This window comes from Nguyenibacter sp. L1, from assembly GCF_035199985.1.
Lineage (GTDB): Bacteria > Pseudomonadota > Alphaproteobacteria > Acetobacterales > Acetobacteraceae > Gluconacetobacter > Gluconacetobacter vanlangensis.
Window position 1 is genome coordinate 3,998,184 of record NZ_CP127015.1, and the last position, 25,646, is coordinate 4,023,829.

At 68.4% G+C, this 25,646-nt stretch carries 26 protein-coding genes; 12 read left to right on the forward strand and 14 right to left on the reverse strand.

The genetic code is table 11. The features are described 5' to 3' along the window. Positions 1-329 precede the first annotated feature (329 nt). A complete protein-coding gene (gene chrA, locus QN315_RS18120) occupies positions 330-1,748 on the reverse strand; it encodes a chromate efflux transporter (RefSeq protein ID WP_323990799.1) in 1,419 nt (472 codons plus the stop codon). 18 nt (positions 1,749-1,766) lie between these two features. Further along, positions 1,767-2,969: a chromate resistance protein ChrB domain-containing protein gene (locus QN315_RS18125; protein ID WP_323990800.1), complete on the reverse strand. Its 1,203-nt coding sequence runs from the start codon at positions 2,967-2,969 to the stop codon at positions 1,767-1,769. Here QN315_RS18125 and QN315_RS18130 point away from each other — a divergent pair. The 4 genes from QN315_RS18130 to QN315_RS18145 all read left to right on the forward strand — a co-directional run bounded on the left by QN315_RS18130 (position 2,935) and on the right by QN315_RS18145 (position 6,465). Then, a complete protein-coding gene (locus QN315_RS18130) occupies positions 2,935-3,858 on the forward strand; it encodes a DUF1259 domain-containing protein (RefSeq protein WP_323990801.1) in 924 nt (307 codons plus the stop codon). The two genes, QN315_RS18125 and QN315_RS18130, sit on opposite strands and share 35 nt — an antisense overlap. A 43-nt stretch (positions 3,859-3,901) precedes the next feature. After that, a complete protein-coding gene (locus QN315_RS18135; protein ID WP_323990802.1) occupies positions 3,902-5,119 on the forward strand; it encodes an IucA/IucC family C-terminal-domain containing protein in 1,218 nt (405 codons plus the stop codon). Between the two features lie 132 nt (positions 5,120-5,251). Then, positions 5,252-5,977 (forward strand): SDR family NAD(P)-dependent oxidoreductase, encoded by a 726-nt coding sequence (locus QN315_RS18140; RefSeq protein ID WP_323990803.1) that lies wholly within the window; start codon positions 5,252-5,254, stop codon positions 5,975-5,977. A 134-nt stretch (positions 5,978-6,111) separates the two neighbouring features. Continuing rightward, positions 6,112-6,465 carry an ArsC family reductase gene (locus QN315_RS18145; protein ID WP_323990804.1) on the forward strand — a complete coding sequence of 118 codons (354 nt, stop codon included), beginning with the start codon at positions 6,112-6,114 and terminating at the stop codon, positions 6,463-6,465. 152 nt (positions 6,466-6,617) lie between these two features. Here the strand turns inward: QN315_RS18145 and QN315_RS18150 are convergent, their stop codons facing one another. Continuing rightward, the gene (locus tag QN315_RS18150; protein WP_176638780.1) at positions 6,618-6,827 is read right to left on the reverse strand and encodes a heavy-metal-associated domain-containing protein; all 210 of its coding nucleotides are present in this window, start codon (positions 6,825-6,827) and stop codon (positions 6,618-6,620) included. Next, positions 6,824-9,277, reverse strand: coding sequence for a heavy metal translocating P-type ATPase (locus QN315_RS18155; protein ID WP_408904550.1), 2,454 nt, complete (start codon positions 9,275-9,277; stop codon positions 6,824-6,826). The genes QN315_RS18150 and QN315_RS18155 overlap by 4 nt, the downstream gene beginning before the upstream one ends. A 250-nt stretch (positions 9,278-9,527) precedes the next feature. Between QN315_RS18155 and QN315_RS18160 the strand changes: the two genes are divergently transcribed. After that, positions 9,528-9,839, forward strand: coding sequence for a hypothetical protein (locus QN315_RS18160; protein WP_323993632.1), 312 nt, complete (start codon positions 9,528-9,530; stop codon positions 9,837-9,839). A 19-nt stretch (positions 9,840-9,858) separates the two neighbouring features. Here the strand turns inward: QN315_RS18160 and QN315_RS18165 are convergent, their stop codons facing one another. After that, positions 9,859-10,428, reverse strand: a complete 570-nt coding sequence (locus QN315_RS18165) for an HNH endonuclease (protein ID WP_176641278.1) — start codon at positions 10,426-10,428, stop codon at positions 9,859-9,861. A gap of 174 nt (positions 10,429-10,602) precedes the next feature. On the opposite strand from QN315_RS18165, the gene gluQRS reads away from it, so the two are divergent. The 3 genes from gluQRS (at position 10,603) to QN315_RS18180 (ending at position 14,141) form a co-directional block, all read left to right on the forward strand. Further along, entirely contained in the window at positions 10,603-11,547 is a 945-nt protein-coding gene (gene gluQRS / locus QN315_RS18170; RefSeq protein ID WP_323990805.1) for a tRNA glutamyl-Q(34) synthetase GluQRS, read from the forward strand. A 156-nt stretch (positions 11,548-11,703) separates the two neighbouring features. After that, a complete protein-coding gene (locus tag QN315_RS18175; RefSeq protein ID WP_323990806.1) occupies positions 11,704-12,906 on the forward strand; it encodes a pyridoxal phosphate-dependent aminotransferase in 1,203 nt (400 codons plus the stop codon). A 17-nt stretch (positions 12,907-12,923) separates the two neighbouring features. Next, the gene (locus QN315_RS18180; RefSeq protein ID WP_323990807.1) at positions 12,924-14,141 is read left to right on the forward strand and encodes a pyridoxal phosphate-dependent aminotransferase; all 1,218 of its coding nucleotides are present in this window, start codon (positions 12,924-12,926) and stop codon (positions 14,139-14,141) included. A 114-nt stretch (positions 14,142-14,255) separates the two neighbouring features. Here the strand turns inward: QN315_RS18180 and QN315_RS18185 are convergent, their stop codons facing one another. The 5 genes from QN315_RS18185 to QN315_RS18205 form a co-directional block, all read right to left on the reverse strand. Next, positions 14,256-14,801, reverse strand: a complete 546-nt coding sequence (locus QN315_RS18185; protein ID WP_176641635.1) for a Dps family protein — start codon at positions 14,799-14,801, stop codon at positions 14,256-14,258. A gap of 83 nt (positions 14,802-14,884) precedes the next feature. Further along, positions 14,885-16,180, reverse strand: coding sequence for an S-methyl-5-thioribose kinase (gene mtnK / locus QN315_RS18190; protein ID WP_323990808.1), 1,296 nt, complete (start codon positions 16,178-16,180; stop codon positions 14,885-14,887). Positions 16,181-16,219: 39 nt separating this feature from the next. Next, entirely contained in the window at positions 16,220-17,683 is a 1,464-nt protein-coding gene (locus QN315_RS18195) for an MFS transporter (protein WP_323990809.1), read from the reverse strand. A 120-nt stretch (positions 17,684-17,803) separates the two neighbouring features. Beyond that, positions 17,804-18,268, reverse strand: a complete 465-nt coding sequence (locus QN315_RS18200; RefSeq protein WP_323990810.1) for a hypothetical protein — start codon at positions 18,266-18,268, stop codon at positions 17,804-17,806. A 17-nt stretch (positions 18,269-18,285) separates the two neighbouring features. Then, the gene (locus QN315_RS18205) at positions 18,286-19,044 is read right to left on the reverse strand and encodes a hypothetical protein (RefSeq protein ID WP_323990811.1); all 759 of its coding nucleotides are present in this window, start codon (positions 19,042-19,044) and stop codon (positions 18,286-18,288) included. Between the two features lie 906 nt (positions 19,045-19,950). Between QN315_RS18205 and QN315_RS18210 the strand changes: the two genes are divergently transcribed. Continuing rightward, positions 19,951-20,619, forward strand: a complete 669-nt coding sequence (locus QN315_RS18210; RefSeq protein ID WP_323990812.1) for a gluconokinase, GntK/IdnK-type — start codon at positions 19,951-19,953, stop codon at positions 20,617-20,619. A gap of 111 nt (positions 20,620-20,730) precedes the next feature. On the opposite strand, the gene QN315_RS18215 is transcribed toward QN315_RS18210, so the two are convergent. From QN315_RS18215 to pip, 3 genes are all read right to left on the reverse strand, one after another. Further along, a complete protein-coding gene (locus QN315_RS18215; RefSeq protein WP_323990813.1) occupies positions 20,731-21,330 on the reverse strand; it encodes a cob(I)yrinic acid a,c-diamide adenosyltransferase in 600 nt (199 codons plus the stop codon). A gap of 116 nt (positions 21,331-21,446) precedes the next feature. Continuing rightward, the gene (locus QN315_RS18220) at positions 21,447-22,061 is read right to left on the reverse strand and encodes a DUF4142 domain-containing protein (protein WP_323990814.1); all 615 of its coding nucleotides are present in this window, start codon (positions 22,059-22,061) and stop codon (positions 21,447-21,449) included. A gap of 119 nt (positions 22,062-22,180) precedes the next feature. Continuing rightward, positions 22,181-23,128, reverse strand: a complete 948-nt coding sequence (gene pip / locus QN315_RS18225) for a prolyl aminopeptidase (protein ID WP_323993635.1) — start codon at positions 23,126-23,128, stop codon at positions 22,181-22,183. 44 nt (positions 23,129-23,172) lie between these two features. Here pip and QN315_RS18230 point away from each other — a divergent pair, with 44 nt between their 5' ends. Together QN315_RS18230 and QN315_RS18235 are read left to right on the forward strand one after the other, a co-directional pair. After that, positions 23,173-23,607 (forward strand): DUF423 domain-containing protein, encoded by a 435-nt coding sequence (locus tag QN315_RS18230; RefSeq protein WP_323990815.1) that lies wholly within the window; start codon positions 23,173-23,175, stop codon positions 23,605-23,607. Next, on the forward strand, positions 23,604-24,656 hold the full coding sequence (locus QN315_RS18235; RefSeq protein ID WP_323990816.1) for an SAM-dependent methyltransferase: 1,053 nt from the start codon (positions 23,604-23,606) through the stop codon (positions 24,654-24,656). The genes QN315_RS18230 and QN315_RS18235 overlap by 4 nt, the downstream gene beginning before the upstream one ends. Here QN315_RS18235 and QN315_RS18240 read toward each other — a convergent pair. Beyond that, entirely contained in the window at positions 24,639-24,953 is a 315-nt protein-coding gene (locus QN315_RS18240) for a hypothetical protein (protein ID WP_323990817.1), read from the reverse strand. The genes QN315_RS18235 and QN315_RS18240 overlap by 18 nt on opposite strands. Positions 24,954-25,113: 160 nt before the next feature. On the opposite strand from QN315_RS18240, the gene QN315_RS18245 reads away from it, so the two are divergent. Further along, the gene (locus QN315_RS18245) at positions 25,114-25,635 is read left to right on the forward strand and encodes a thioredoxin family protein (RefSeq protein WP_176640587.1); all 522 of its coding nucleotides are present in this window, start codon (positions 25,114-25,116) and stop codon (positions 25,633-25,635) included. Positions 25,636-25,646: the final 11 nt, after the last annotated feature.

A 25,646-nucleotide genomic window follows, 5' to 3' on the forward strand; every position in this document is an offset into this window, starting at 1 on the left:
TTCCGACGTTCGGTCCGCGAGACTATCTCGCTCGCGAACATGCCGCTCCCATCAATCCCGATCCTGCATAGATCATAACCATAGAGCGTGGCTAGAGCATCATCCGACCGGATGGACTCATTCGGTCGGATAAAGATGCTCGATAAAACAATGGGCTAGAGCCATATCCGTGAACCGGTGTGAACGGATATGGCTCTAGTGATGTCCTGCATGCCACCGCCGTGCGCCGCATCTATGCCGTGGTCGGCGACAGCCTCGATGGAGGCGGGCGATTGCGGCTTGCGATCGAGTCACCCGCGATGGGTCGAAGACGGTGTGAGGCAATTCGCCTACAATGTTCCAGAAGCCAATCCGTACAACAGGCCGAGCCCCGAGCACAGTGCCAGGACCGGCAAGATCCCGATCTTCAACCGGAAGAGCGCGACCATGGCGATCGCGGTCAGCGCCAGCGACGGGAGGTTGACGGACGCGAACACGGGCACGTCCAGCGTCATCCCGAGCGCATGCGTCCGGTGCAGCGTGCGGAACAGAACGTGCAGGGCAAACCAGACCGCCAGGTTCAGGATCACCCCCACCACGGCGGCGGTGATGGTCGCGAGCGCCGCCGACAGCGCCTTGTTGCCCCGCAGCGCCTCGACATAGGGTGCCCCGAGAAAAATCCATAGAAAGCACGGTGTAAAGGTCACCCAGGTTGTCAGCAGGCCGCCCAGCGTGCCGGCAACCAGCGGATTGAGACCGCCTGGCGCCCGAAAGGCGCCCATGAAGCCGACGAACTGCGTGACCATGATGAGCGGACCAGGTGTCGTCTCGGCCATCCCGAGCCCGTCGAGCATCTCGCCGGGCTTCAGCCAGCCATATGTGTCGACCGCCTGCTGCGCGACATAGGCGAGAACGGCGTACGCCCCGCCGAATGTGACGACCGCCATCTTGGAGAAGAAGACCGCGATGGTGGCAAAGACATTGGCCGGTCCCAGAAGGACAAGCAGGCTGAGGACCGGCGCCAACCAGAGCAGGGCGAGCGTTGCGCCGACCGTCAGCGCCCAGCGGATGTCCGGCCGGGCATGGGCGGGGATTTCTTCGCCAAGCAGGCTGTCGGCATCCGAGACCGGATGACCGGAACCGGCCTTGTTGTGCCCGCCGCCGGCCAGGAAGGGGGCCAGTCCTGCCCGACCACCCAGAAACCCGACGAGCGCCGCGCCCAGAATGATCAGCGGAAACGCGATATGGAAGAAGAACATCGCCACGAACGCCGCCGCGGCAAACCCGACCATCATGTCGTTTCGGAGTGCCCGCCTGCCGACGCGCATGACCGCTTCGAGCACGATGGCAAGAACGGCGGCCTTGAGCCCGAAGAACAATGCCTGCACCGCACCGACATGGCCGAAGATCGCGTAGATCCAGCTCAGGACCATGATGGCGACGGCGCCCGGCAGGACGAACAGGGCGCCGGCCACCAGCCCGCCTCGGGTCCGGTGCATCAGCCAGCCGATATAGATGGCGAGTTGCTGCGCCTCCGGGCCGGGCAACAGCATGCAGTAATTCAGCGCGTGCAGAAATCGGGCCTCGCCGATCCAACGCTTCTCCTCGACGATGATGCGGTGCATGACCGCGATCTGGCCGGCGGGACCGCCGAAGCTCAGGGCGGCGACCCGCGTCCAGACGCGCACTGCCTCACCGAACGAGATGCCGTGAGGCGGAATGACTTCAGGCCGTGCCATCGTCATGTCGCGGCTCTTCTGGCTGTCCATGGGCCGGGTTCCTGCTGGTCATGTCTGTCGTGCCCGGAAATAGGCATATAAATTGTCGAAAATCGTGGCCCCCAGTGCGATCCGCTGATCGTCGTCCCGGTTGGCCATGGCGATGCCGGAGACGAGATGGGCGATGCCGGGCGCCTCCTCGCGGCCGAACTTGTTGTCCTTGAGGTCGATGTCGTGGACGATCTCGCCGATCGCCCGGAGCGCCGGATCGGCGAGTCCGGCACGCGCCGACAATACCTCGAAGCTGCACTGATCGCCTTCGTGGGTGAATTCGCCCTCGAACATGTCGAAACGCAGTTCGCCTTTCCTCGGTGCGTCGCCCTTGCCCGCCACGAAACGGATGCGCGCCTCGGGATCGATGAAACGGCGGATCAACCAGGCACAGGCGATGCGATCGACATGCACATCCCGGCGTGTCACCCAGACATGCCCCTGAAGCGTCCGTGTAGTCGTTCGTGCCGCCTTTGACGTGCCGGCCGCCGTATCGTCCGCCGCCTGGGCTTCCAACCCGTCCAGAACGACCTCCAGCGGTTCGCGGCCGCCGGCCCCGAAGAAATCGATGCGCGCGACCGCCGCGACGCGTTTGCGCAGCCGGCGGAGCTGGGTGCGGATGTCTGCCCGCTTGTCCTCGGAGTAGTCGGCATCAAGTGCGCGGCCGAGGTCCCGCGCTTCGTCAGCGATCGCGTCATAATCGGCATTGCGTGCGGCATCGAACAGGGCGCGTACCTGGGCGTCGGACAGCCCGTCGATCAGCCGTGCTTCGCACATCATCGCCTCCCCGCCGCCTTCGACGATTTCCTTCAGGAGCCATTCCAGGTCTTCCTGCGTTTCGGCTCCCGCCGGCAGCGCATAGACCGTGCTCTTCACCGCGACCGCGCCGATGCCCTGCAGCCGCCGCCAGATCTTCACCCGGAAATAGGCCGGCTTCGGCGGCAATTGATGGATCAGGAGCAGCCAGGGCTGTCCGGTTCGGGAGGACTCCGCGCTCATGAGGTTTATTTTAGGAGCGCCCCTTGCGGGGTGCAACTGCTGTATCATTTTTCGTTCTGGTGTTGCGGAAACATGATGCAGCCTCCGACCGGGAGGCGGCGTTCCTGTTCGTCCCGCCACAACAGGTCCCTTGGATATTGCGGCGGTCGAATTCGGGCATGTCGGAGCGCGATCAAGGAGAAGAACGATGCGGAGACGATTTCTGACCGGCGCGGCGCTCATGGCGATGCTCTGGGCCGCCCCGGCCTCTGCCGCGCCCAGCCCTGCGCCCGGTCCCACGCCTGCTCCCGTGTCTGTTCCTTGGGCGGCCGTAGGCGAGACCCTCGGTAAAGCCGGCACGGAACTGCCTGGCGGCGTCTATCGCGTGGCCCTGCCGCGTTCGGACCTCAAGGTCACGCTCGACGGTATTGCGATCAAGCCGGCGCTGGCGCTTGGCTCCTGGCTGGCCTTCCTGCCGAAAGGGAGGGATGCCATGGCGATGGGCGATCTGGTGCTGACCCAGGATGAGGTCGAGCCGGTGATGAAGCGGCTGGTCGAGGGCGGCTTCGAGATCACCGCCCTGCACAACCATCTGCTGCGTGCCGAACCGATGACGATGTACATGCACGTTGACGGGCAGGGTGATCCGGTGAAGCTGGCCCAGACCCTGCACGCGGCGCTGCTGCTGACTGGGACGCCGCTGGGTGCTCCGGCGAATGCGCCGCCCCCGAAGCCGCTCGATCTCGACACTGCGATGCTGGACCGGGTTCTCGGGCAGGCCGGCAAGGCCAGTGGCGGGGTCTATCAGGTGACCATCCCGCGCGCCGAAACGCTGACGAGCGACATGACGGCGCTGCCGGTCGCCATGGGAACGGGCATCGCGATCAATTTCCAGCCGACAGGCGGCGGCAAGGCCGCGATCGCCGGCGATTTCGTGCTGATCGCATCCGAGGTCAATCCGGTGCTCCGCACGTTGCGGGAGCATGGCATCGCGGTCACGGCGCTGCATAACCACATGCTGAACGATCAGCCCCGCCTGTTCTTCATGCATTTCTGGGCGAACGACGATGCGGGCCGGCTGGCGCGGGGCCTGAAGGCGGCGCTGGACCAGATGAACCTGAAGAAAGGATAGGACCGCCGATATCGCGTGCCGTTCCCTTCGGTGAGGCGTGTCCATGAAACTCGACGCCGTCATCCAGGATCGCCAGGCGCTGCTCTCCATGGAGCGTTATGTCGGCCTGGGCACGAAGACGTATAGTCCGCTGGCGGCACGAACCGAGGCAGCGCCTGCCTACCAGCCGGAAAGCGGGGTGGCGTCGTTCGATCTCGTCACCGTCACGGTGCCCCGGGAGCGGGTCTCCGTGTTCCAGGCGGCTCCTGCCGGACATCTGGCCGAATACTATCTGCGGCCGGACGGCATCCGGTTTGCGATCCATCCCGCGACCTGGGCTATGGAGGGGATTGCGCACCTGGAAGATCTTCGTGCCCTGCCGCGTGGCGCGCCGATCCGGGTCGCGCCCACGGCATCGACCCGCACCGTGCTGACAGTCGGTCCGGAAATGGCGCCGCATTTCCTCAAGCTCCATTATCCGGTGCGGATCTCCCGCTTCAACCGCGGGCTGCTGCGGCGCAACGTCCAGAACAGCGTCGCCATCACGGCGGAGATGGCGCAGGTGCCGTCGGAGCGGTTTGCCTATCTGCCGGAGATGCTGGGCTTCGCTTTCGGCACCGACGAGAAGGCGTGGGGTTTCCTGGTGCGGGAGGTCATTGCCCGGCCGCCCATCGCCGGCCGCTTTCTGATTCCGTGCTTTGCGCTCTATGGGCGGGATATCCGTGCCCTGGACGATCCGCCGCTGCTGGTGCAGATGATCGCGCGGCTGCGCGTCGATCCGGCCGCGTTCGTGGTCAACGAGATCATCGTTCCCGTCATCGCGTTCTGGTGCTGGGGCGCACGTCGTGGCCTGCTGCTGGAATCCCATGCCCAGAATACGCTGATCGAGATCGACCGGGACTTCAGGCCAAGGCGGATCGTGTTTCGCGATTTCGATATCTGGATCGATACGGAAACACGGCGGCGGTGCGATCTCGGCCTGCCGTTCGCCGGGGCGGGGCTTGTGCCGGACGCCGGCCAGTCGATGGAACAATATTACAGCATCGTCTATGACCGCTTTATCGGCCACAATTTCTTCGACTATCTGCTCGACCTGTTGCGACGCTTTTATGATGTGGAAGAAGAGGTCGTTCGGCGGAGAGCGCGGGCTGCCTTCCACCAGTTCTTTCCCGAAGCGCGACGCTTCTTGCCCGTGAACACGGTATTCTATTTCTCGAAGGACGCGCCGCCCGGTCGCGCGTTCATGATCGAGGACCTGCGACAGTCCCCGGAATGGCGGTAGCGATCAATCCGTCTCGATTCCTGCATTTCTTCCCGATTGTGCACGTCGGTGCCGATGATGCAGATCCGGTTGCGCATTGGCGTGCGCGGCGTAAAAATATTGCAGATATCGTGGGAAATGAGGAGTGGCGGTATGGTGGAGAATGCGACCGGGGATGGGGCCCAGGGCGGTGCCGGGCGGGTGGTCATGGTTTCGGGGGCCAATCGCGGGATCGGGTTGGTGCTGGCCGAGGAATTGCGCGGACAAGGGTGGGTGGTCAGCGCGGGGGTGCGGGATCCGGCCGCGTTCTCGCTGGGGGCGCCGCATCTGGTGCACGGGTTCGATGCGACCGCGGGCGGGGCGGAGCGGGACTGGGTCGAGGCGACGGTGGCGCGCTATGGCCGCGTCGATGCGATCATCGCCAATGCGGGCGTGATGATTCCGCATTCGATCCTCGATTGCAGCGAGGACGAGATGAGCCTGATGCTGGAGGTCAATCTGCGGTCGCCGATCCGGCTGGTGCGCGCGGCGTGGCCGCATCTGGCGGCGTGCGGTGCCGGGCGGGTCGTCGTGATTGCCTCGCTGTCCGGCAAGCGGGTGAAATCGGCGGAGTCGGGGCCTTATGCGATGACCAAGCATGCGGCCGTGGCGCTGGCGCACAGCATCAAGCGGACCGGCTGGGCGGCGGGGATCCGGGCGACGGCGGTCTGTCCGGGCTTCGTCGCGACCGACATGGCGCGCAGCATCACCACGCGGGCGGACGAGACGATGACGCAGCCGCAGGACGTCGCGCGCATGATCGCCGCCGTGCTGGACCTGCCCAATACGGCCAACGTTTCGGAATTGTGCATAAGCTGTTCCGAGGAGGATCTTTACTGACCGGGGAAAGGGCCGAGCCGGAGCCGGCCTGGGCAAGGGATCGTGGCGGGTTGGATGTTGCGCTATAAGGCCGTGCGCGGCCTGATTCGGGTTGGGCGCGGATCGTGGTGAGCGTGACGGAGGGCGGACGGTTTATGGCGCGGTCGGTTGTGATCCATGGGATCAAGGCGTGCGATACGATGAAGAAGGCGCGGTCGTGGCTGGAAACGCATGGCGTGGCCTATGATTTCCATGATTACAAGAGCGGGGGAATCGCGCGCGGCGTGCTGGAGGGCTGGGTGCGGGCCGTGGGCTGGGAGGTCCTGCTGAACCGGGCCGGGACGACGTTTCGCAAACTGCCCGACTCCGACAAGGTTGGTCTGGACGCGGCGCGGGCGGTCGCGCTGATGCTGGCGCAGCCTTCGATGATCAAGCGCCCGGTCTTGGACGTGGACGGGGCGCTGACGGTGGGATTCAAGCCGGAGCAGTACGAGGCGCTGTTCGGCTGAGGATCGCGCCGGGACTCGTCGGCGCATCCTGCATGGCCATGCCGAGCATGGTCTTCATGTTGTTCAGGATGACGGCGGCAATGTCGTCGGCGTACCGCGCGTCGAGACGTGGCGCGCAGGCCGTCAGCGCGGCCGCGATTGGACAATGCGGGCTATGCGCGGACGTCGAAGCCGGCGTCCTCGATCGCCGCGCGCAGGGCGGCGGGGCCGGTGCGGGACGGGTCGTAGCTGATGCTGGCCTGGGCCGGGGTGAGGGTGACGCTGGCCGCCGCGACGCCCGGCGTGCGTTCCAGGGCTTTCCGGACCGCGTTGGCGCAGCCGTCGCAGGTCATGCCGTCGATGGATAAAATCAGGTCGGTCATGCCGGGTTCCTTGTGATGGCGGGGATGGCGGGACGCGTGCGGGGTTTCCAACGATTGAGCAGAAGCGCGTTGGAGACGACCGAGACCGAACTCAGGGCCATCATCGCGCCGGCGATGGCGGGGTTGAGCAGGCCCAGGGCCGCCAGCGGGATGCCCAGCACGTTGTAGACGAAGGCGAAGAACAGGTTCTGCCGCACCTTGGCGAGGGTGGCGCGTGAGAGGTCCATGGCGTCGACCAGGCCGCGCAGTTCGCCGCGCATCAGCACCATGTCGGCGGTTTCCAGCGCGATGTCCGTGCCGCCGCCCATGGCGATGCCGATATCGGCGGCGGCCAGCGCCGGGGCGTCGTTGATGCCGTCGCCGAGCATGCCGACGACCTGACCCGGGGCGCGGCGGCGCTGCACCTCCTGCGCCTTGTCCTGCGGCAGCACGCCGGCCATGACGTCGTCCAGCCCCAGCCGGGCGGCCACGGCGGCGGCGGTGCGCGGATTGTCGCCCGTCAGCATGACCAGGCGGATGCCGCGCGCATGCAGGGCGGCGATGCTGTCGGCGGCGTCGGGGCGGATGCGGTCGGCCAGGGCGAGATGGCCCAGCAGGGTCGTGCCGCGCGCGACGCCGATCAGCGTCTTGCCCTGTCCTTCCAGTGCTTCCAGCCCGTCGCGCGTTGCGCGCGCGTCGCCGGGGCCGTCGGTCCCGCAGCCATTCTCGGCCAGGAAGCGGGGGGAGCCGAGGCGCAGCACGACGCCGTCCCGGTCCGTGCCCTGGATGCCGTGGCCGGGGATGGCGCGGACGTCGCGGAGCGGCGCAGCGGCCAGGCCGGCCGCCGTGGCGTGGGCGACGATGGCGCGGGCCAGCGGATGTTCGGAATCCCGCTCCAGCGCCAGGGCGGTGGAGAGCAGGGTGTCGCGGGACGTGCCCGGGGCCGGGAGGATGTCGGTGAGTTCGGGCTGGCCCAGCGTCAGCGTGCCGGTCTTGTCCAGGATCAGGGTGGTGATCTTGTGCAGCCGTTCCAGGGATTCGGCGGAGCGGAACAGCAGGCCGGCGCGCGCGCCCAGGCCGGTGCCGACCATGATCGCGGTGGGTGTGGCCAGGCCGAGCGCGCAGGGGCAGGCGATGACCAGCACGGCGATGGTGCCGGTCAGCGCGCCCGCCGGATGGCCGGTGACCGCCCAGCCGGCCAGGAAGGTCAGGGCGGCGATGCCGAGCACCACCGGCACGAAGACGGCGGAGACCCGATCCACCAGATGCTGGACCGGATCCTTGCTGCCCTGGGCCTGCTGGACCATGCGGACGATGCGGGCGAGCGTGGTGTCGGCGCCGATCCGCCGGGCCCGGACGCGCAGCACGCCGTCGCGGTTGATGGTGGCGCCGAATACCGGGTCGCCCGCGCCCTTGCCGACCGGCACGGCCTCGCCGGTCAGCATGGATTCGTCGATGTCGGAGCTGCCTTGCAGGATGGTGCCGTCCACCGGGATGCTTTCGCCCGGGCGGACGATGAAGACGTCGCCGACATGCAGGCTGCCGGCCGGCCGGTCCTGGATCGTGCCGTCGATGTCGAGATGGGCGATCTGCGGCTGCAGGCGCATCAGGCTTTCCACGCCCGCGCGCGTGCGGTCGCGGGCGCGGGTTTCGAGCAGCCGGCCCAGCAGGACCAGGGTGATGACCGTGGCGCCGGATTCGAAATAGAGCGGTCCGGCATGGCCCAGCAGCAGGGTGGCGGTGCTGGCCAGCCAGGCGACGCTGGTGCCCATGACGACCAGCACGTCCATGTTGGCGCCGCCGCCGCGCAGCGCGTTCCAGGCATGGCGGTAGAAATCGCGGCCGCAGATGCCCTGCACCAGGGTCGCCAGCACCCATTGCGCCGGGGGCGGCAGCAGGTCGGGCCAGCCGGCGAACATGGCCCCCATGCCGGCCAGCAGCGGCGCGGTGAGGGCGAGCGACAGCAGGAACTGCCCCGCCTGCCGGCGCCGGGCGGCATGGCGGGCGGGCTGATCGGTTGTCGCGGCCGGCGCGGTGTCGTCCGCCGATGGCAGGGCGGCGCCGTAGCCGGTCCTTTCCACCTGGCGGATCAGGGCGTCGGGATCGGCCAGCGTGGGCAGATAGTCGATATCGGCGTGGCCGGAGGCGAAGCTGACCTGGGCGGAGACGCCGGGCAGGCGGTTGAGGCCGCGTTCGATCCGCCCGGCGCAGGCGACGCAGGTCATGCCGTCGATCGCCAGGGCGACGTGGCGGGTCGGGACGTCGAAACCGGCCTTGCGGATGGCGGCCACCACGTCGTCGAGCGGCGGCGCGCCGTCGCCGCGTTCGATCGTCGCGGCCCCGGCGGCGAAATTCACCGCGGCTTTCGTGCCGGGCAGGCGGTTGAGCAGCCGTTCGATCCGGGCGGCGCAGGCGGCGCAGGTCATCCCTTCGATCGGCAGGGTCAGGGATCGCCCGGTTGTGACGGTCACGGCGTGGCCTCCTGGATTCCGGCGGGCCCATGTGACGGCCGCATGGAATAGGTGCGGTCCGTTGGTCGCGTCGTCAACCGGGGCGGGGTATCCGGCATGGCTGTATTGCGCGAGCGGGTGAGTCGCCGTGCCGCCGGTGCCTGTCGTCGGGGACGGTGCCATGGCAGGCTGGGCGGATGGCATGTGCCGTGCCAGAGATAAGGTGTCGGAAATGAAGTGCCACGGAAAAAGGCGCAGGCGGGGCAGGGTGATGAAACGAGCGGGCGGGCTGGGGGTTGCGATGCGGGTGGGCGGGATGTCGTTCGGCGGGCTGGTGCTGCTGGCGGGGTGTGCGCCGGAGATGGGGCGCCGGCCCGGGGACACCGACATTGCCTGCCTGCGGGCGCAGATGGGCACGCCGGTGGCGCAGAGCTTCCCGCTGGCGGCCAATATGTGCCAGCGCATGACGGATCATGGCCTGGTGATCGGGTCCGAAAAGCCGCGGCCCATTCCGTTGAACCTGCGCGGGGCGCCGGACCTGCAGCAATTGGCGGCGTGGTACGGCTATCGCTACACGCGATAAGGGGATGGCGGCGGACGGGTCAGGTATCGAGTTCGCTGTCCCAGTAGAGATAGTCGCGCCAGCTTTCATGCAGGTAATTGGGGGGGAAGGCGCGGCCGTTTTCCTGCAATTCCCAGGTCGAGGGCTGGGAGGGCGTGCGGCGGGGATACATGTGCAACTCGTGCGGCATGCGCGAGCCCTTCATCAGGTTGCAGGGGCTGCATGCGGTGACGACATTTTCCCAGGTGGTGCGGCCCCCCTTGCAGCGGGGGATGACGTGGTCGAACGTCAGTTCGTGGGTCGGCAGGCGGTCGAGGCAGTACTGGCAGGAAAAATTGTCGCGCAGGAAGACGTTGAAGCGGGTGAAGGCGGGGCGGCGGGCGGCGGGAATGTAGTCTTTCAGCGCGATGACGCTGGGTAATCGGAGGGAGCGGCTGGGGGAGCGGACTTCCTCGTCATATTCGCTGAGGACCGAGACGCGGTCGAGGAAGACCGCCTTGACCGCGTCCTGCCAGGACCAGAGCGAGAGCGGGAAATAGGAAAGCGGCCTGAAATCGGCGTTCAGAACGAGGGCCGGGTAATGCGGACTGCCAGCAAGCAAGGGGCGCATCCTTTCGTGATGCCGCCACACCGTCACCTGGCGTTGTACTCCAAACCGAACGCCAAATGATATGCGCCGTTGAGAACCTGGCGCCTATATCGCAAAATTTGCCCGCTACCGCAAGGGATTGTGCGGTCTTTGGGATGCCGGCAGGCGGCATTGCCGCGCGGGAGAGGGGGAAGAATGGCGGCATCGTCCTGTTTTTGCGATCGAAAGCCGGGATGGGTGACGCGTTTCGCCCCCAGCCCGACCGGGTATCTGCATCTGGGGCATGTGGCGTCGGCCCTGGCGGGGTGGCGGGCGGCGCGCGAGTCAGGGGGGCGTTTCCTGCTGCGGATCGAGGATATCGACCCCGGCCGCTGCCGCCCGGAATACGAGGCGGCGATCATCGAGGACCTGGCATGGCTGGGCATCGGATCGGACGGGGACGTGAGGCGGCAGTCGGACCATCTGGCGGATTATGGGCGGGTGCTGGACGAACTGGCGTCGCGCGGGCTGCTTTACCCGTGTTTCTGCACCCGCGCCGAGATCCAGCGCGAGGCACTGCAGGCGGCGCATGCCCCGCATGCCGCGCCGGACGGGTCGCTGGCCTATGGCGGGGCCTGTCGCGGCCTGCCCGCGGTCGAGCGCGCGGCGCGGATCGCCGACGGGGTGCCGCATGTGCTGCGCCTGGACATGGAGGCGGCGGTGCGCCAGGCGGGGGCGGACGTGATGTGCTGGCACGAGCGGGGGGCCGGGGGACGGCGTGAGCGCGTCGGCGCGCCGGTGCGGCCGTTCGGGGACATCGTGCTGGCGCGCAAGGATCGTCCGGTGTCGTACCATCTGTGCGTGACCCATGACGATGCTTTGCAGGGTATCAGCCTGGTGACGCGGGGCGAGGATCTGCGCCCCGCCACCGCGCTGCACCGGCTGCTGCAGGAGCTGATGGGCTGGCCGGCGCCGGACTATGCGCATCATCCCCTGAAACTGGACGCGCAGGGGCGGCGGCTGGCGAAGCGGGACCGGGCGCTGACGCTGCGGGCCATGCGGGCGGCGGGGCATGACGCGGAGGCGGTGCGGCGCGCGGCGCTGGGGCAGGACGCGCCGTCGATCGGGGGAGGTCCGGCCGCGGCGGGGACGGCGGCCTGAGAGGATGGCCGCCCGGGAGAAAGAAGGGCCCGGGGGAATGGCTGGGGTGCGGCGATCCGCGGTTTCCTTGGGCGTGGGTTCGCATTACGGTGGCGCGGACGGGGCCGGGTGCGGAGCCCGCCGCGTTTCCCCCTGATTTTCTGGATCTTCGGTACCATGGACCTTATCGCCGCGCGTCTGAACAAGATCAGCCCCAGTCAGACGATCGCCATTTCGACCAAAGCGCGCGCCCTGAAGGCTGCCGGCAGGGACATCATCAGCCTGTCGGCCGGCGAGCCGGATTTCGACACCCCGCGCAACATCAAGGATGCGGCGATCCGCGCGATCGAGGGCGGAGAGACGAAATATACCGACGTGGCCGGGACGCCGGCGCTGCGCCAGGCGGTGGCGGAGCGGTTCCGCATCGATTCCGGGCTGGATTACACGTCCGACGAGATCATCGTGTCGTCCGGCGGCAAGCAGGTGATCTATAACGCCATGGTCGCCACCCTGAATCCGGGGGACGAGGCGATCATCCCGGCGCCGTGCTGGGTATCCTATCCCGACATCGTGGCGCTGGCCGACGGCGTGCCGGTGATCGTGCCCTGTGCCGCGGAGAACGGGTTCAAGCTGCGGGCCGCGGACCTGGAGGCGGCGATCACGCCGCGGACCAAGTGGTTCTTCCTGAATTCGCCGTGCAATCCGACGGGGGCGGCCTATTCCGCCGAGGATCTGCGCCCGATCTGCGACGTGCTGCTGCGGCATCCGGATGTCTGGATCTTTACCGACGATATCTATGACAAGCTGGTCTATGACGGGTTCGTGCCCGCCACGATCGTGCAGGTCGAGCCGAAGCTGCGCGACCGGACGGTGACGATGAACGGCGTGTCCAAGGCCTATGCCATGACCGGCTGGCGCATCGGCTTTGCCGGCGCGCCGGCGGTGCTGACCAAGGCGATGAACAAGCTGCAGAGCCAGTCGACCTCGGGCAGTTCGTCGATCAGCCAGGCGGCGGCGCTGGAGGCGCTGTCGGGGCCGCAGGATTTCATCGCCGACATGGTGCGAGCCTATGTCGCGCGGCGCGACCTGGTGGTGGGGATGCTGAATCAGGCCAGGGGCCTGACATGCCACCGGCCGGAAGGCGCGTTCTATGTCTTTCCGTCGATGGAGGGCTGCCTGGGCAAGGTGAGCGCCGGAGGGACGGAGATCGTGGATGACGAGGCCTTCGTCACCGCGCTGCTGGAAGAGGAGGGGGTTGCGGCGGTGCATGGCGCGGCGTTCATGTTCGCCGGGCATTTCCGCGTGTCCTATGCCACCGATACCGAGAGCCTGCGCGAGGCCTGCATGCGCATTCAGCGCTTCTGCGCCGGGCTGCGCTGACGGGGGCGGAGGCGAGCATGACCGATGCAGGGGGCCCGGGGTTTGCCGGGCGGATGGCGCGGCTGGAGGCGCCGGCCACCATCGCGATGTCCATGCGGGCCCGCGCGATGCGCGCCGAGGGGCATGAAGTGCTGTCCCTGGCGCTGGGCGAGCCGGATTTCGCGACCCCGGCGGCGGTGATCGAGGCCGCGCATCGCGCGGCGCTGGACGGGCAGACCAAATATCCGCCCGTGGACGGCACGCCCGCCCTGAAGGCGGCGATCGCGCGGAAATTCGCCCGCGAGAACGGGCTGGAATACGCGCTGTCGGACCTGATCGTGTCGAATGGCGGCAAGCAGGTGATCTTCAACGCCTTCATGGCGACGATCGACCATGGGGACGAGGTCGTCATTCCCGCGCCGTACTGGGTGAGCTATCCGCTGGCGGCGCGGCTGTTCGGCGGCGTGCCGGTCTTTGCCGAATGCCGCGAGGCGGACGGGTTCCGCCTGACGGCGGCGGCGCTGGAGGCGGCGATGTCGCCGCGCACGCGCTGGGTGGTGCTGAATTTTCCCTCGAACCCGACCGGGGCGGTGATGGGCCTGGCGGACATGGAGGCGATCGCAGAGGTGCTGCGCCGCTATCCGGGGGCCTGGATCCTGTCGGACGAGATTTACGAGCATCTGGTGTTCGACGGCGCCCGGCATCATTCGATCGCGGCGGTGGCGCCGGACCTGAAGGGGCGTATCCTGACGCTGAACGGGGTGTCGAAATCCTATGCCATGACCGGGTGGCGGGTCGGCTATGCCGGCGGGCCCCCGGGCCTGATCCGCGCGATGGCGCGGGTGCAGGGCAACGCGACCTCGGGCGTGTGTTCGGTGGCGCAGGCGGCGGCGGCGGCGGCGCTGGACGGGCCGGCGTCGCTGGTGGCCGAGATGCGCGACACCTATGCGCGGCGGCGGCGCATGGTCGTCGAGGCGCTGCGGGCCGTTCCCGGCCTGACCTGCGCGATGCCGGACGGGGCGTTCTATGCCTTTCCGGGCATCGCGGCCTGCATGGGCCGGACCAGCGCGGGCGGGCGGATGCTGCGCACGGACGAGGATTTCGCCATCGCCCTGCTGGAGGAACAGCGCGTGGCCTGCGTGCAGGGCAGTGCCTTCGGGATGGGGCCCTATCTGCGTCTGTCCTGCGCGACCGGCGACGACGTGCTGATGGAATGCTGCGCGCGAATCGCGGAATTCGTGGGCGGGCTGGACTGAGGACTCCGCCCCGGCCGCGCACGAAATTCCATCTATTTTCTTATGGCAACAAAAGGTTTCCAAAGGCCCCCGGCCTTTGGCGGGGTCCAGGGGCAGCGCCCCTGGGTCGAAAGATCAGCTATTGGCGCCGAAGGCGGGACGGGTGGATTCGAAGAGGAACCAGGTCCGGCGTTCCGTCTCGTCGATCCAGTTTTCCAGCAGGCTGGCCGTCGCTACGTCGTTGCCCTCGTCGCAGAGGACGTGGACTTCGCGCATGCGTGCGGTCAGGGCGAGATTGTCCTCGCGCAGTTCGGACAGCATGTCTTCGGGCGTGACATACTCGGCGTCGTTGTCGGCGATCTTCGTCAGCCGGCCGATCTCGCCGACCGAATGCAGGGTCGTGCCGCCGATCTTGCGCGCGCGTTCGGCCAGCGGATCGGTCATGGCGAAGATCTGGTCGCTCTGTTCGTCCAGCAGCAGATGGTAGTCGCGGAAATGGCGGCCGCTCATGTGCCAGTGGAAATTCTTGGTCTTGATATAGAGCGCGAAGACGTCGGCGAGGAGCGCGCGCAGTCCGGCGCTGATATTCTGCACCGCGATCGGGTCCAGATTGGACGGCGTTCCCAGATAGGTGTGGGCGTGGGCCTTGCCCGCGTCGGCAGTCTTGAATTTGTTCGTCACAGCGACCTCCCTTGAACGGCGTGTGCCTGCAATAACTGGAATGGCCCGGGGCGGTTGGCAAGCGGGGCGGTGCGTTGCCGCCGCTATACCTTGGTATGTCGTGCGGCCCGGGCGTGCCGGCGGGCGAGGGCGAGGAGCGCGTCGGTGGTGCCGGTCCGGTCCGGGTCGGCCAGCAGGTCGCGCGCCAGGCGCAGGGCGGCGTTTTGACGGTGCGCGCGGTGGGCGCGGTCGGGGGCGAGGTCGAAATCCGGGACATGGGCGTAGCCGAGGATGCGGCGGATGATCTCGGTGGCGGCGAAGCCGACCATGTCGGATTCGATGTCGCGCAGCAGGTCGTCCTGGGCCTGGCGCAGCAGGGACGGGTCGTGCCCGAACAGGGCGGCCGGGACGGCGTCGCCGGCGGTCCCGGCGGCGATGGCGTCGCGCCACAGGGTGGTGAAGTCGGTCCGGAACGTGGTCCAGAATCGTGCCACGTCGCGCAGGATGCGGGTTTCGGCGTCCGCGTCGCCGCGGGCGAACAGGTGCATCAGCAGATTGCCGACGAACAGGCCGCAATCGAAGCCGATCGGGCCGGGGAGGGCGAATTCGCCGTCGATGATGCGTGTCTCGGCCTGGGTTCCTGCCTGGGTTCCGCCTGTGGAGACCATGACCGAGCCGGTGTGCAGATCGCCGTGCAGCAGGGCCTGGCGGCAGGTCAGGAAGCGTGCCTGAAGCGCGCCGACGCGGCGGCGGACCGCCGGGTCGGCGCGGATCTCGGCGGCGATGGGGTCGAGTTCGGGGCTGAGCCAGTGATTGCGCGGGTGGACGCGATACGGGTCGGTCAAAACCAGGTCGACGGTGATGCGGGTCAGGGTATGGTTGCGCGCGAAGGGTTCGAGCAGGTCGAACGCGCGTTCGAACGGCAAGGCGAGGGGAGAGGTGTGGAAACAGGCGCGGGCGACGAAGGCGCCCACCGCGCGGGCCGCGTCGGGCCAGTCGCCGCCCTGCATCAGCCCGTGGCGCAGCACCACGTGTCGGTCGAGGCTTTCGACCACCAGCACGAACAGGTCGGGGTCGAAATGCAGGATGTCGGTCGTCAGGTCCCCGACATGCGGGCGGACGGCGCGGAGATAGGCGGCTTCGAACGCGGTGCGGTCGAGCGGCATCTTCCAGTCCGGATCGACCCGGACATGGGGCAGGGACTGCTTGACGCATACCCCGCCCGCCGGGCCGCCGACGAGGAAGACGTTGTTGAGATTGCCGTCGCTGACCTCGCGCACCCGCCATGCGCCGGGCGGGCCGCCCAGCCGCGCCGCCAGGGCCGGCTGGGCGGCGAGGGCGGCGCGGATGCCGTCGGCGTCGAGCGTGCGGTAGGCGGGCGGAGGCGCGTGTCGGGTCATACGCCCCTCCTTACTTCACCGGCGGCGCGGCGTCATGCGCTACAGCATGCTGGAGAGGGGCGGGGCGATATGTTCCAGCGACCGGCCTTCGGCATCGACGCCCCAGCGGATGGCGACGGCGGCGGCGGCCAGCATCAGCACGGCGGCGGCGGCATAGCCGGCCGAGAGGGCCCCCAGGCTGCCCTGACCGATCAGCCAGCCGAACAGCAGCGGCGCCGCGACGCCGCCGAACAGCGTGCCCAGCGCATAGAACAGCGCGATGGTCAGCGAGCGGATTTCGAGGGGGAAGATCTCGCTGGCGGTCAGGTAGGCGGCGCTGGCGGCGGCCGAGGCGAAGAAGAAGATCGCGACCCAGAACAGGGTGAGCAGGCGCGCATCCAGCGCCCCGATGGAGAACAGCCAGGCGACGGCGGCCATCAGCAGGCCGGCCAGCAGGTAGGTCAGGCCGATCATGTAGCGGCGCCCCACCGTGTCGAACAGGCGCCCGAGCAGCAGCGGGCCCAGCAGGTTGCCCATGGCCAGCGGCAGGATATACAGCCCCACCCGGCCGTCGGGGACGTGGCCGTAGCGGGTCAGGACCAGGCCGTAGGTGAAGAACACGGCATTGTAGAGGAAGGCCTGCGCGGCCATCAGCACCAGCACGTAGCCGGCGCGGCCGCGATAGGGGCCGATGATGACCCGCAGCGCCTCGTGCAGTCCGAACGTGCCGGCGGGATAGATCGACACGGTTTCCAGCGTTTCGGTGATATGGCCCGGGCCGCCGTGGCGGGTTTCGATCCAGGAGACGATGCGGGTGGCTTCGTCGATCCGGCGGTGGGTCATCAGCCAGCGCGGGCTTTCGGGGACCCAGCGGCGGAGCGTGACGACCGCCAGCCCCAGCAGGGCGCCGAGGGCGAAGACGACCCGCCAGCCGGTGGCCACCGGCAGAACGCTGCCCTGAAGCAGCACGGTCGAGGCGCCGGCGCCCAGCGCGGCGCCGGCCCAGAACGTGCCGTTGACGATCAGGTCGATCCGGCCGCGCAGGCGGGCGGGCATCAATTCGTCGATGGCCGAGTTGATCGCCGAATATTCGCCGCCGATTCCGAGCCCGGTCATGAAGCGGAACAGGGCGAAACTGGCGAGGTTCCACGACAGGGCGGTCAATCCGACGCCCGCGATATAGAAGGCCAGCGTGACGGTGAAGATCTGGCGTCGGCCGAGCCGGTCGCTGAGCCAGCCGAACAGCAGCGCGCCGATGACGGCGCCCGCGACATAGGCCGATGCCGCGCCGCCGATGTCGGTGGCCGAGAGGCCCAGCGTGTCGTGGCGCTGCAGGACGGGCGCCACCGAGCCGACGACGGTGACTTCGAGCCCGTCCAGCACCCAGGTGATGCCGAGCGCCACCACCACGAGCAGGTGGAAGCGCGACCAGGGCAGGCGGTCGAGGCGCGCGGGGATGTCGGTGATGACGGGGAGATGCGGAAGCGCGCGGTTGAAGCGCGATCGGGTGGATGTTCCTGTCATGTATGACGTGATCCTGACGAGGGCGTTACGGTTGCTTGTTGCTTGGAGGCTGTTTTCGTAAGCCTCTTATGTCTTATTTCGCCAACAGGTCATGTAGCGGGTCGGTCGCGCCGGGCGGTATCATGTTCGTGTGAGCGGCCGGGCCGCGACGCGGATTTCCGCGATCAGGCCGGGCAGCAGGACAAGGGCCACGGCCGGGCCGCCCAGCCAGCCGGCCGCCAGCGCCGTCGCCGCCGCGCCCCCCGTCAGCAGGCGGGCGCCCGTGCCGGGTGCCTGCGAAACGTGGGCCAGCAGGAACAGTGCGACATTCAGCGCGCAGAGTGCCGCGGCCCCCAGCGCGCGCGCCGGGTGGCGCGGCAGGCCGGCCCCCATGCCGCCCATTACATGGTCCAGGCGCGCGGCATGGTCGGTGTTGCCGGCCATGCCGAACAGGAAGGAGAACGGCAGCGCCAGCACGCCGAACACGTCGCGCAGCAGCAGGAGCAGCCCGTCGAGCAATGGGCCCATCATCAGCATGGCGATTGCGACGGCCGTGCTGGCGACGACCGTGACGATGGCGAACCGGCCGCCCGGAGCGGGAATCATGTCCGTGTGAAGAGCGGTTATTTCTTCTTGATCCACCATTTCACCGGCTCGGGTTCGGGCGCCTCGACCTGGGCGACGACGCGGCGTGGACGGCCGACCCGTGGGAGGGGCGCCGGCATGGCCGCCGGGGCGAATCCATGAGCGACGCCGGGAGCGACCTTGGGGGGAGCGACCTTGGCCGACGCGGGGGCCGACGCGGGGGCCGGCTGCGGCCGGCGGGCCAATTGCTGTTCGAGGCGCGCGATGTCGGCGCGGGCGGCATGCAGGCTGGCCTTCAGGGCCAGGATTTCCTCGTTGCGGCTTTCGATGCCGGCCTGGGCCTCGGCCAGCACGATGTCGGCATGGCCGGCGCGGGTTTCCATCGAGCGCAGGCCGGCCTGGGCGTCGTGGCAGGCGCGTTCGGCATCCTCGCGCAGTTTCTGTTCCTGGCGCAGCAGGTGGCGGAGACGTTCGAGTTCGGCATTCTCCTCGGACGGCGCGTGCAGCGCGCGGGGCGAGGGGCGGGCGATGGCGTGATGCTCGACCCGGACCTCGCCGTCCTGGACGAACTTGCGGCGGCGCTGCGCCGGTTCGAACCCGCGGGACGGGCGCGACGCCGGCTGGGCGGCCGCGGATTGGTGCGTCGACGGGGACGGCGACTGGGATGTGGCCGGGCGCTTGGAGCCGAGGCGGGCCAGGGCGAGACGCAGGGCCTCTTCGCTGACCTCCTCGCGATCGTCGACGTCGGCCGGCTCCGTCTCGCCGGATAATGGATGCGTTTCGTTATATACGGACACTGTAAAACTCTCGAAATATCAAAGAGGGAGACATAATCCGGTTTCGGCCCGGGACAGGGTCAGGCGGTACGCGCCGTATGGCCTGGATTTAGTCGATCACTGTCTGGCACTGTCACTGTTTGGTGGGCACTGTCTGGTGGGATCACGGTGCGTGACGCCTGAATCACTGATTTCGGTGTGTCGTGGCCACAGATCATACGGTTCCTTTGAACCTTGAACCGCTGCGGCCACGTGCTTGGCTAGGGGCGAGCATTCCGGCGCCTGCCCTGTACGAATCCGGGCACGAAGCCGAACGTCGGGAGGCGAGTTGCCCTAATGATTCTTTTCTACACCGTTTCTCTAAGAAAATGCAAGGCCGTTATGACCGAAATTCTTGGGTTTTCGGGCGCGGGAGCCGCCAAATATGTGCAGATTGTCATCTGCGGGCAATTTGTTGCAGTCGGTGGTTCATGGTCTCGTTCCGTCTTTACGGGCGCGTCATGGACAATGCGCGGCCGGATGTAGGTGCGTATGTAAACGATGCGTGTCTTGTGGAACGGCAGGGCGGCCCTGTGCAATGAAAGGCGGGCATCGGGCGGAAATTCCGGGTGGCCATATGCATCGCTGTGATGCGATTACCTGGATGTCCGCTGATCTATACATGATCTGTCCATGGATCGGGGGTCGTCGTCATGGCCAGTCCGGTGTGCCCAGGGACGTGGCGGCCGGGATGGGCAGGGTCACTTTTGGGTGACAATCGCGCCTAGCGCTTGCCCTGTCCGGCGGGGAGGGACACCACTATGCGGGTCGGTCCGGCGCCCCCGGGGGGATGCCCTCGGTTCGGGCGGCCTTGCCCTTCGGTTCGCCTGGGGCTTCATCGCGGCGGAAGACACATAGAAGACGAGCAAGCAGGGAAATACGTCCATTATGTCACAACATGCCCCCTTGAGCGCGTCCGCAGCGCCGCGCGCCTTTCCGACCGTTCCGCTGGCCCGGGCTTCCGAGCGCCTGAAACAGGTCGGGGCACCGCGCGTCCTGGTCGTCATGGGGGTGTCCGGGTCGGGAAAATCCACTCTGGCGCAGTTGCTGGCCCGGCGGGTCGGCTGGCCCATCATCGAGGGCGACGAACTGCATCCGGAGGCGAACATCGCCAAGATGAGCGCCGGCATTCCGCTGACCGACGCGGACCGGGCACCGTGGCTGGAGAAGATCGGTGCGGTGGCGCGCGACTGGCTGCAGGGCGGCGGGTGCGGGATCGTGACCTGTTCGTCGCTGAAGCGGCGCTATCGCGATGTGATCACCGGCGGCGATGCGCGGGTGTGCTTCGTCTATCTGAAGGGCCGGCCCGAGGATATCGCGCCGCGTCTGGGCCAGCGGACCGGGCATTTCATGCCGGCCTCGATGCTGACCAGCCAGTTCGCGGCCCTGGAAGAGCCCGACGATTCCGAGGTGCTGCTGGAACTGGACGTCACCGCCAGCCGGACCAGCCTGGTCGAGGCGGCCTATGAGACGTTGCTTGAGCTGGCGACGCCCGACCATCCGCTGTGCCGGCCGGCGGATGCGCGGGCCATCGCGCCGAAGGCCGCGCTGGGATAAGGCGCCTGGGCTGGTTTCCCGGGCCAGAGCAGATCCCGTTCAAACGGACTCGTTTGAACGGGTGAAGATGTTCGACAGAATAACAACACAGAGCATTTCCACTGAACCGCTCTATGCTTGTGAGGCGCTGCCGGGGACCCAGAGGATGTCGGCGCGTCCGTCATCGTTGAGGTGGCGGCCCAGCACGAACAGGTAATCCGACAGCCGGTTGAGGCAGCGCAGCACCGAGGGGCTGATCGGGGCGTCGCGACGCAGGGCGGCGACCCGCCGTTCGGCGCGGCGGACCACGGTGCGGGCCAGGTGGGCGTGGGCCGCGCCCGGCGTGCCGGCGGGCAGGACGAAGCTGCGCAGTGGTTCCTGGCCGGCGCGCAATTGTTCGGTCGCCTGTTCGATGAAGGCGACCGCCGCGTCGCCGCCCCGGAAATTGTCGGACGTGCCGGCCGAGGATTCCGTTTCGGGGGATTCCGTTTCGGGCACGCACAGCATGCCGCCGATATCGAACAGCAACGATTGCAGGCGTGCGAGCGTGGCGTCCAGCGGCGAGGCGAGGGGAACGTGCAGGCGCAGCACGCCGATCGTGGCATTGGCCTCGTCCACCGTGCCCAGGGCCTCGATCCTGGGACAGGATTTATCCACCCGCGTGCCGTCGCCCAGGGCGGTCTGTCCGGAATCGCCGCCCCGGGTGATGATGCGATCGATCCTGATGTTCATGCGCGCAATGCCTTCCGGCCGGAGGATGGAACCGGGGGAAAGCGCTCTTGCGGCGTCACGTGCCGAAGCGACGGTCCCCCGGCTGGCGTTCTCCCCGGCCGGCACGCGCCGCTTCTTCAGTGGTGGTGCCGGTCATGATGACGTTTGTGTTGGACCAGGGCGGTCGCCATGTCCAGATGCGACTGGATGACGGGGGCCGTGTCGGCGGCATAGGATTTCAGCGCCGGGTCGGTAGCGTTTCGGGCCGCGGTCTGGAACAGGGGCAGGGCCTCGCGATGGCCTTCGATCTGGATATGGATGAAATCATGGTCGAAGGCCCGGCCCTTTTCCGTCTTCAGCCTGTTCAGCACGTCGTTTTCATCCGACGTGAGATCGGTCGGCAGAGTCGCGCCGTGCTGGTCCGCGATGGTGCCGAGCCTGTCCCGGTTCGCCGTATGGTCGGTGCCCGTGCGGGTCGCGTAGGACTTGATCTTCGGATTGGCGGATTGGCTGGCGGCAAGCTGGGAGATGGCGATTTCGAAGGTGTCGATGTGGGCGGCCTTGCCGACGAAATCGGCGTCGGCCTCGGCGAAGGGCGGCGGCGGAGGGGGCGCCGGCGGGGGCTTGGGTTGCGCGGCGCAGGCGGCCAGGGGCAGCAGGGCGACCCAGATCCATCGCAGCGGGATCCATCGCGGGGAGGCCCATCGCGGAGCGGGCCATTTGGGAGAGGGACGGCGTGCATATGGGTTCATTGTCGTGGGCCCGTTATTGTGATTATGGGTCGTCGTGACGAGGCGAACGCCGAGCGAACGCGCCGCGCACGGCGCGGTTCGGCCGGTATTATGTCTCGCGGCGTGCGCGGGGGCGTTCGTCATGCGTCGCGGAACTCTTCCACGCAGGCGATCAGGCGGCGGCGGATGCCGGGTTCCAGGGCGGAATGGCCGGCGTCGGGGACCAGGCTGAGGGTCGCGCGCGGCCAGAGGCGCGACAGGTCCCATGCCGACTGGCTGGGGCAGACCATGTCGTAGCGGCCCTGGACGATGTGACCGGGGATATGCGCGATGCGCGCCATGCCCGCCAGCAATCCCCCGGGCGGCAGGAACAGGTCGTGGCGGAAATAATGGGCTTCGATCCGCGCCAGGCCGACGACGGCGCGGTCGTGCACGAAGCCGGTGACCAGGGACGGGGCGGGGATCAGGGTGGAGCACGTGCCCTCGTAGGACGCCCAGGCGCGGGATGCGGGCAGGTGGATGGCCGGGTCCGGGTCGAACAGCAGGCGGCAATAGCCGGCCAGCGGGTCGTTCCGGTCCTGTTCGGGCAGGTGGGACAGGAAGGCGGCGTGGGCGTCGGGGAAGACATGGGCCAGCCCGTGGAAGAACCAGTCCAGTTCGCGCGGGCGGCCCAGGAAGATGCCGCGCAGGATCATGGCGCGTACCCGTTCGGGGTGGGCCTGGGCATAGGCCAGCGCGAGGGTCGAGCCCCATGAGCCGCCGAAGAGCAGCCAGTCCGCGATGTTCAGGTGGCGGCGCAGCATTTCGATGTCGGCCAGCAGGTGCGGCGTGGTGTTGGCGGCGACCGACGCGTGGGGACGCGAGCGGCCGGCGCCGCGCTGGTCGAACAGGACGATGCGCCAATGGTCGGGGTCAAAGAAGCGGCGATGCACCGCGCCGGCGCCGGCGCCCGGGCCGCCATGCAGGAACAGCACGGTCCGTCCGGACGGGTTGCCGGCCTGTTCCCAATAGAGTTCGTGCCCATCGCCGACGGCGAGGAAGCCGCTGTCGAAGGGCGCGATGTCGGGAAACAGGTCGTAGCGTGGCATGGGGCGACTATACGGCATGCGGGCAGTGCGGGTAGATGTCCGTCATGATGTCTTCGCCTGCTTCCACCCCTGCTGCCCCCCCTGCTGCTATTGCGGCGCGGCCGTGCGCGGCGCGGTTTTTCCAGGTGGCCGGGGGTGTGCTCGGCCTGCTGTCGGTGGCCGGCGGCGCGCTGGTCGCGCACCTGCCCGATGCGATGTTCGCCCCGGCCGGCCGCGCGCTGGCGCGCGAGGCGGTGGAGATGGGGATGTGGCACGCGCCGGTCCTGCTGGTGGTCGGGCTGCTGGCGGGCCGGGATGGCGGGCGGCGCCGGCTGCTGTTGCTGGCGGGCGGCGGGTTCGTGGCGGGGGCGGTGCTGTTCTGCGGCGCGGTCGCCTGGACCGGGGTGACGGGACGGCATCCGGGGCCGGTGGCGCCGACCGGCGGCAGCCTGCTGATGCTGGCCTGGCTGATGCTGGTGCTGGACGGCGTGCGGCGATGAGCGGGAGCGGCGCCGAGATCCGGGACATCCGGGCGGGTCAGGGGATTGCCCTGCCGGACGGGGCGGGTGCGGCCTGTGGCGCGGCCTATCTGGCGGCCGAGGGGTTCGAGGAGGCGCTGGCCGAGGAATTGCGCCGCAAGGGCGTGCGCGTGACGGGGTGGCACGGGCGGCTGGCGCTGTCGCCCGACGCGCCGGTCGCGGCGGCCTGGGCGCTGGATACCTGGCTGGAGCCCGAGATCCACCCGATCGCCTCGATCGGGGCGGCGGCCGCGCTGCTGCGCGGGCGGCAGCGCAACTGGGCGTGCCATGCGGTGCTGCATCATCGCCGGGCGGCGCTGATCGCCGAGCGGCTGCCGCCGGTCTCGGCGCGGAAGCTGGTCTTTCCCGCGGCCGCGCCGGGCGGGCATCTGGGGGCGTGGACCTTGCTGGCACCGGACCGGATGCTGCTGTCGGCGCGTAAATCCTCGCCCTTCGTGAACGGGGCGGCGCAGTTCGTCGAGGACCGGGAGGGGCCACCCTCGCGCGCTTATCTGAAATTATGGGAGGCCTGTGCCCGGCTGGGGCGCTGGCCGGTACCGGGTGAACGCTGCGTCGATCTGGGCGCGGCGCCGGGGGGATGGACCTGGGTGGTGGCGCGATGCGGTGCGGAGATCGTCGCGGTGGACCGCGCCGAACTGGCCCCGGAGGTGGCCGCGATGCCGGGGGTACGGTCCGTGCGGGGCAGCGCGTTCGGGATCGCGCCCGAGGAACTGGGGCCGGTGGATTGGCTGTTTTCGGATATCATCGCCTATCCGCCGCGCCTGCTGGCGCTGGCGCGGCGATGGATCGCTGCGGGGATGGCGCGGCGGATCGTGCTGACCATCAAGTTCCAGGGCGAGACCGACCATGAGACCGCCGATGCCTTTGCCGCGATCCCGGGCGGATCGGTGCGGCATCTGTGGCACAACAAGCACGAGCTGACATTCTTCTGGGACCGGGACGCGGCGGGGGATGCCGGGGCGGGTTCGGCCGCGGGCGGCTCGTCGCCGGGATCAGTTCCCGGTCCGTAATCCCGCGCGGCGGGCGCGGAGCCGGTCCACCGCCCATTCGCCGGCCTGGACGAGGGGGAGGGCCACCAGGAAGCAGGCGACGGTGACGCCCATCAGGATCAGCCGCTCGCGCTGCAGGGCGTCGGATGCGCCGGCCAGGCTGTACAGGGTACTCCACAGGCGGGTGCCGGCAATGTGATCGACCCAGTGCGCGACCGTGGCGCTGTAGCGCAGGCTGGCCATCAGGCCGGCCGTCAGCGCGACCAGGGCGGCGGTCTTGGCCAAGGTGCGGGTGATGCTGGGCGGGGACTCCGTCATCCGGGGGCGGTTCCTTCTGTCCTGATGTCCTGTCGGCGGAGTTGTATGGCGGATGACGCCTGTGGTCCATCTTGACGGGATATTATCGCTCGTTCATTCCCGCCGTTATCTTGCCCTTTCTGCCTTTTCTGCCCTTTCTAGTCGATGGACCCGGAACGTCATGAAACTGCGCCGCCTGCTTTCCGCCGCAATCCTGCCCGCCATGCTGCTGGGCGTGCTGTCCACGCCCGCCCTGGCGGAACTGCCGCCGACGCCGAAGGTGGGGCACGCGGTGCCGCACCCCGTCGCCGCGCCCTATGGCCCGCCGGAGGGCGCCCAGGCGCAGGTCGATGAGGCGTTCGCCAGGGCGCGGGCGTCGGGCAGAAACGTGCTGATCGATTTCGGCGGGAACTGGTGCCCCGATTGCCGCATGCTGGCGGGCGTTCTGGCGTTGCCGACCGTGGCCCCCTGGGTGGCCGCGAGCTTTGAGCGGGTGAACGTCAATGTCGGGCATATCGACACCAATCTGGACATCGCGCAGAAATACGGCGTGACGATCAAGGCGGTGCCGACCGTACTGATCGTTACCCCCAAGGGGCAGGTGCTGAATCCTGACGGGGCGCTGGCGCTGGGCGATGCGCGGCGCATGTCGGCCCAGGCGGTGGTCGACCTGCTGGCCGGCTGGGACACGCGGGGGCACTGAAGCCCCCGTCA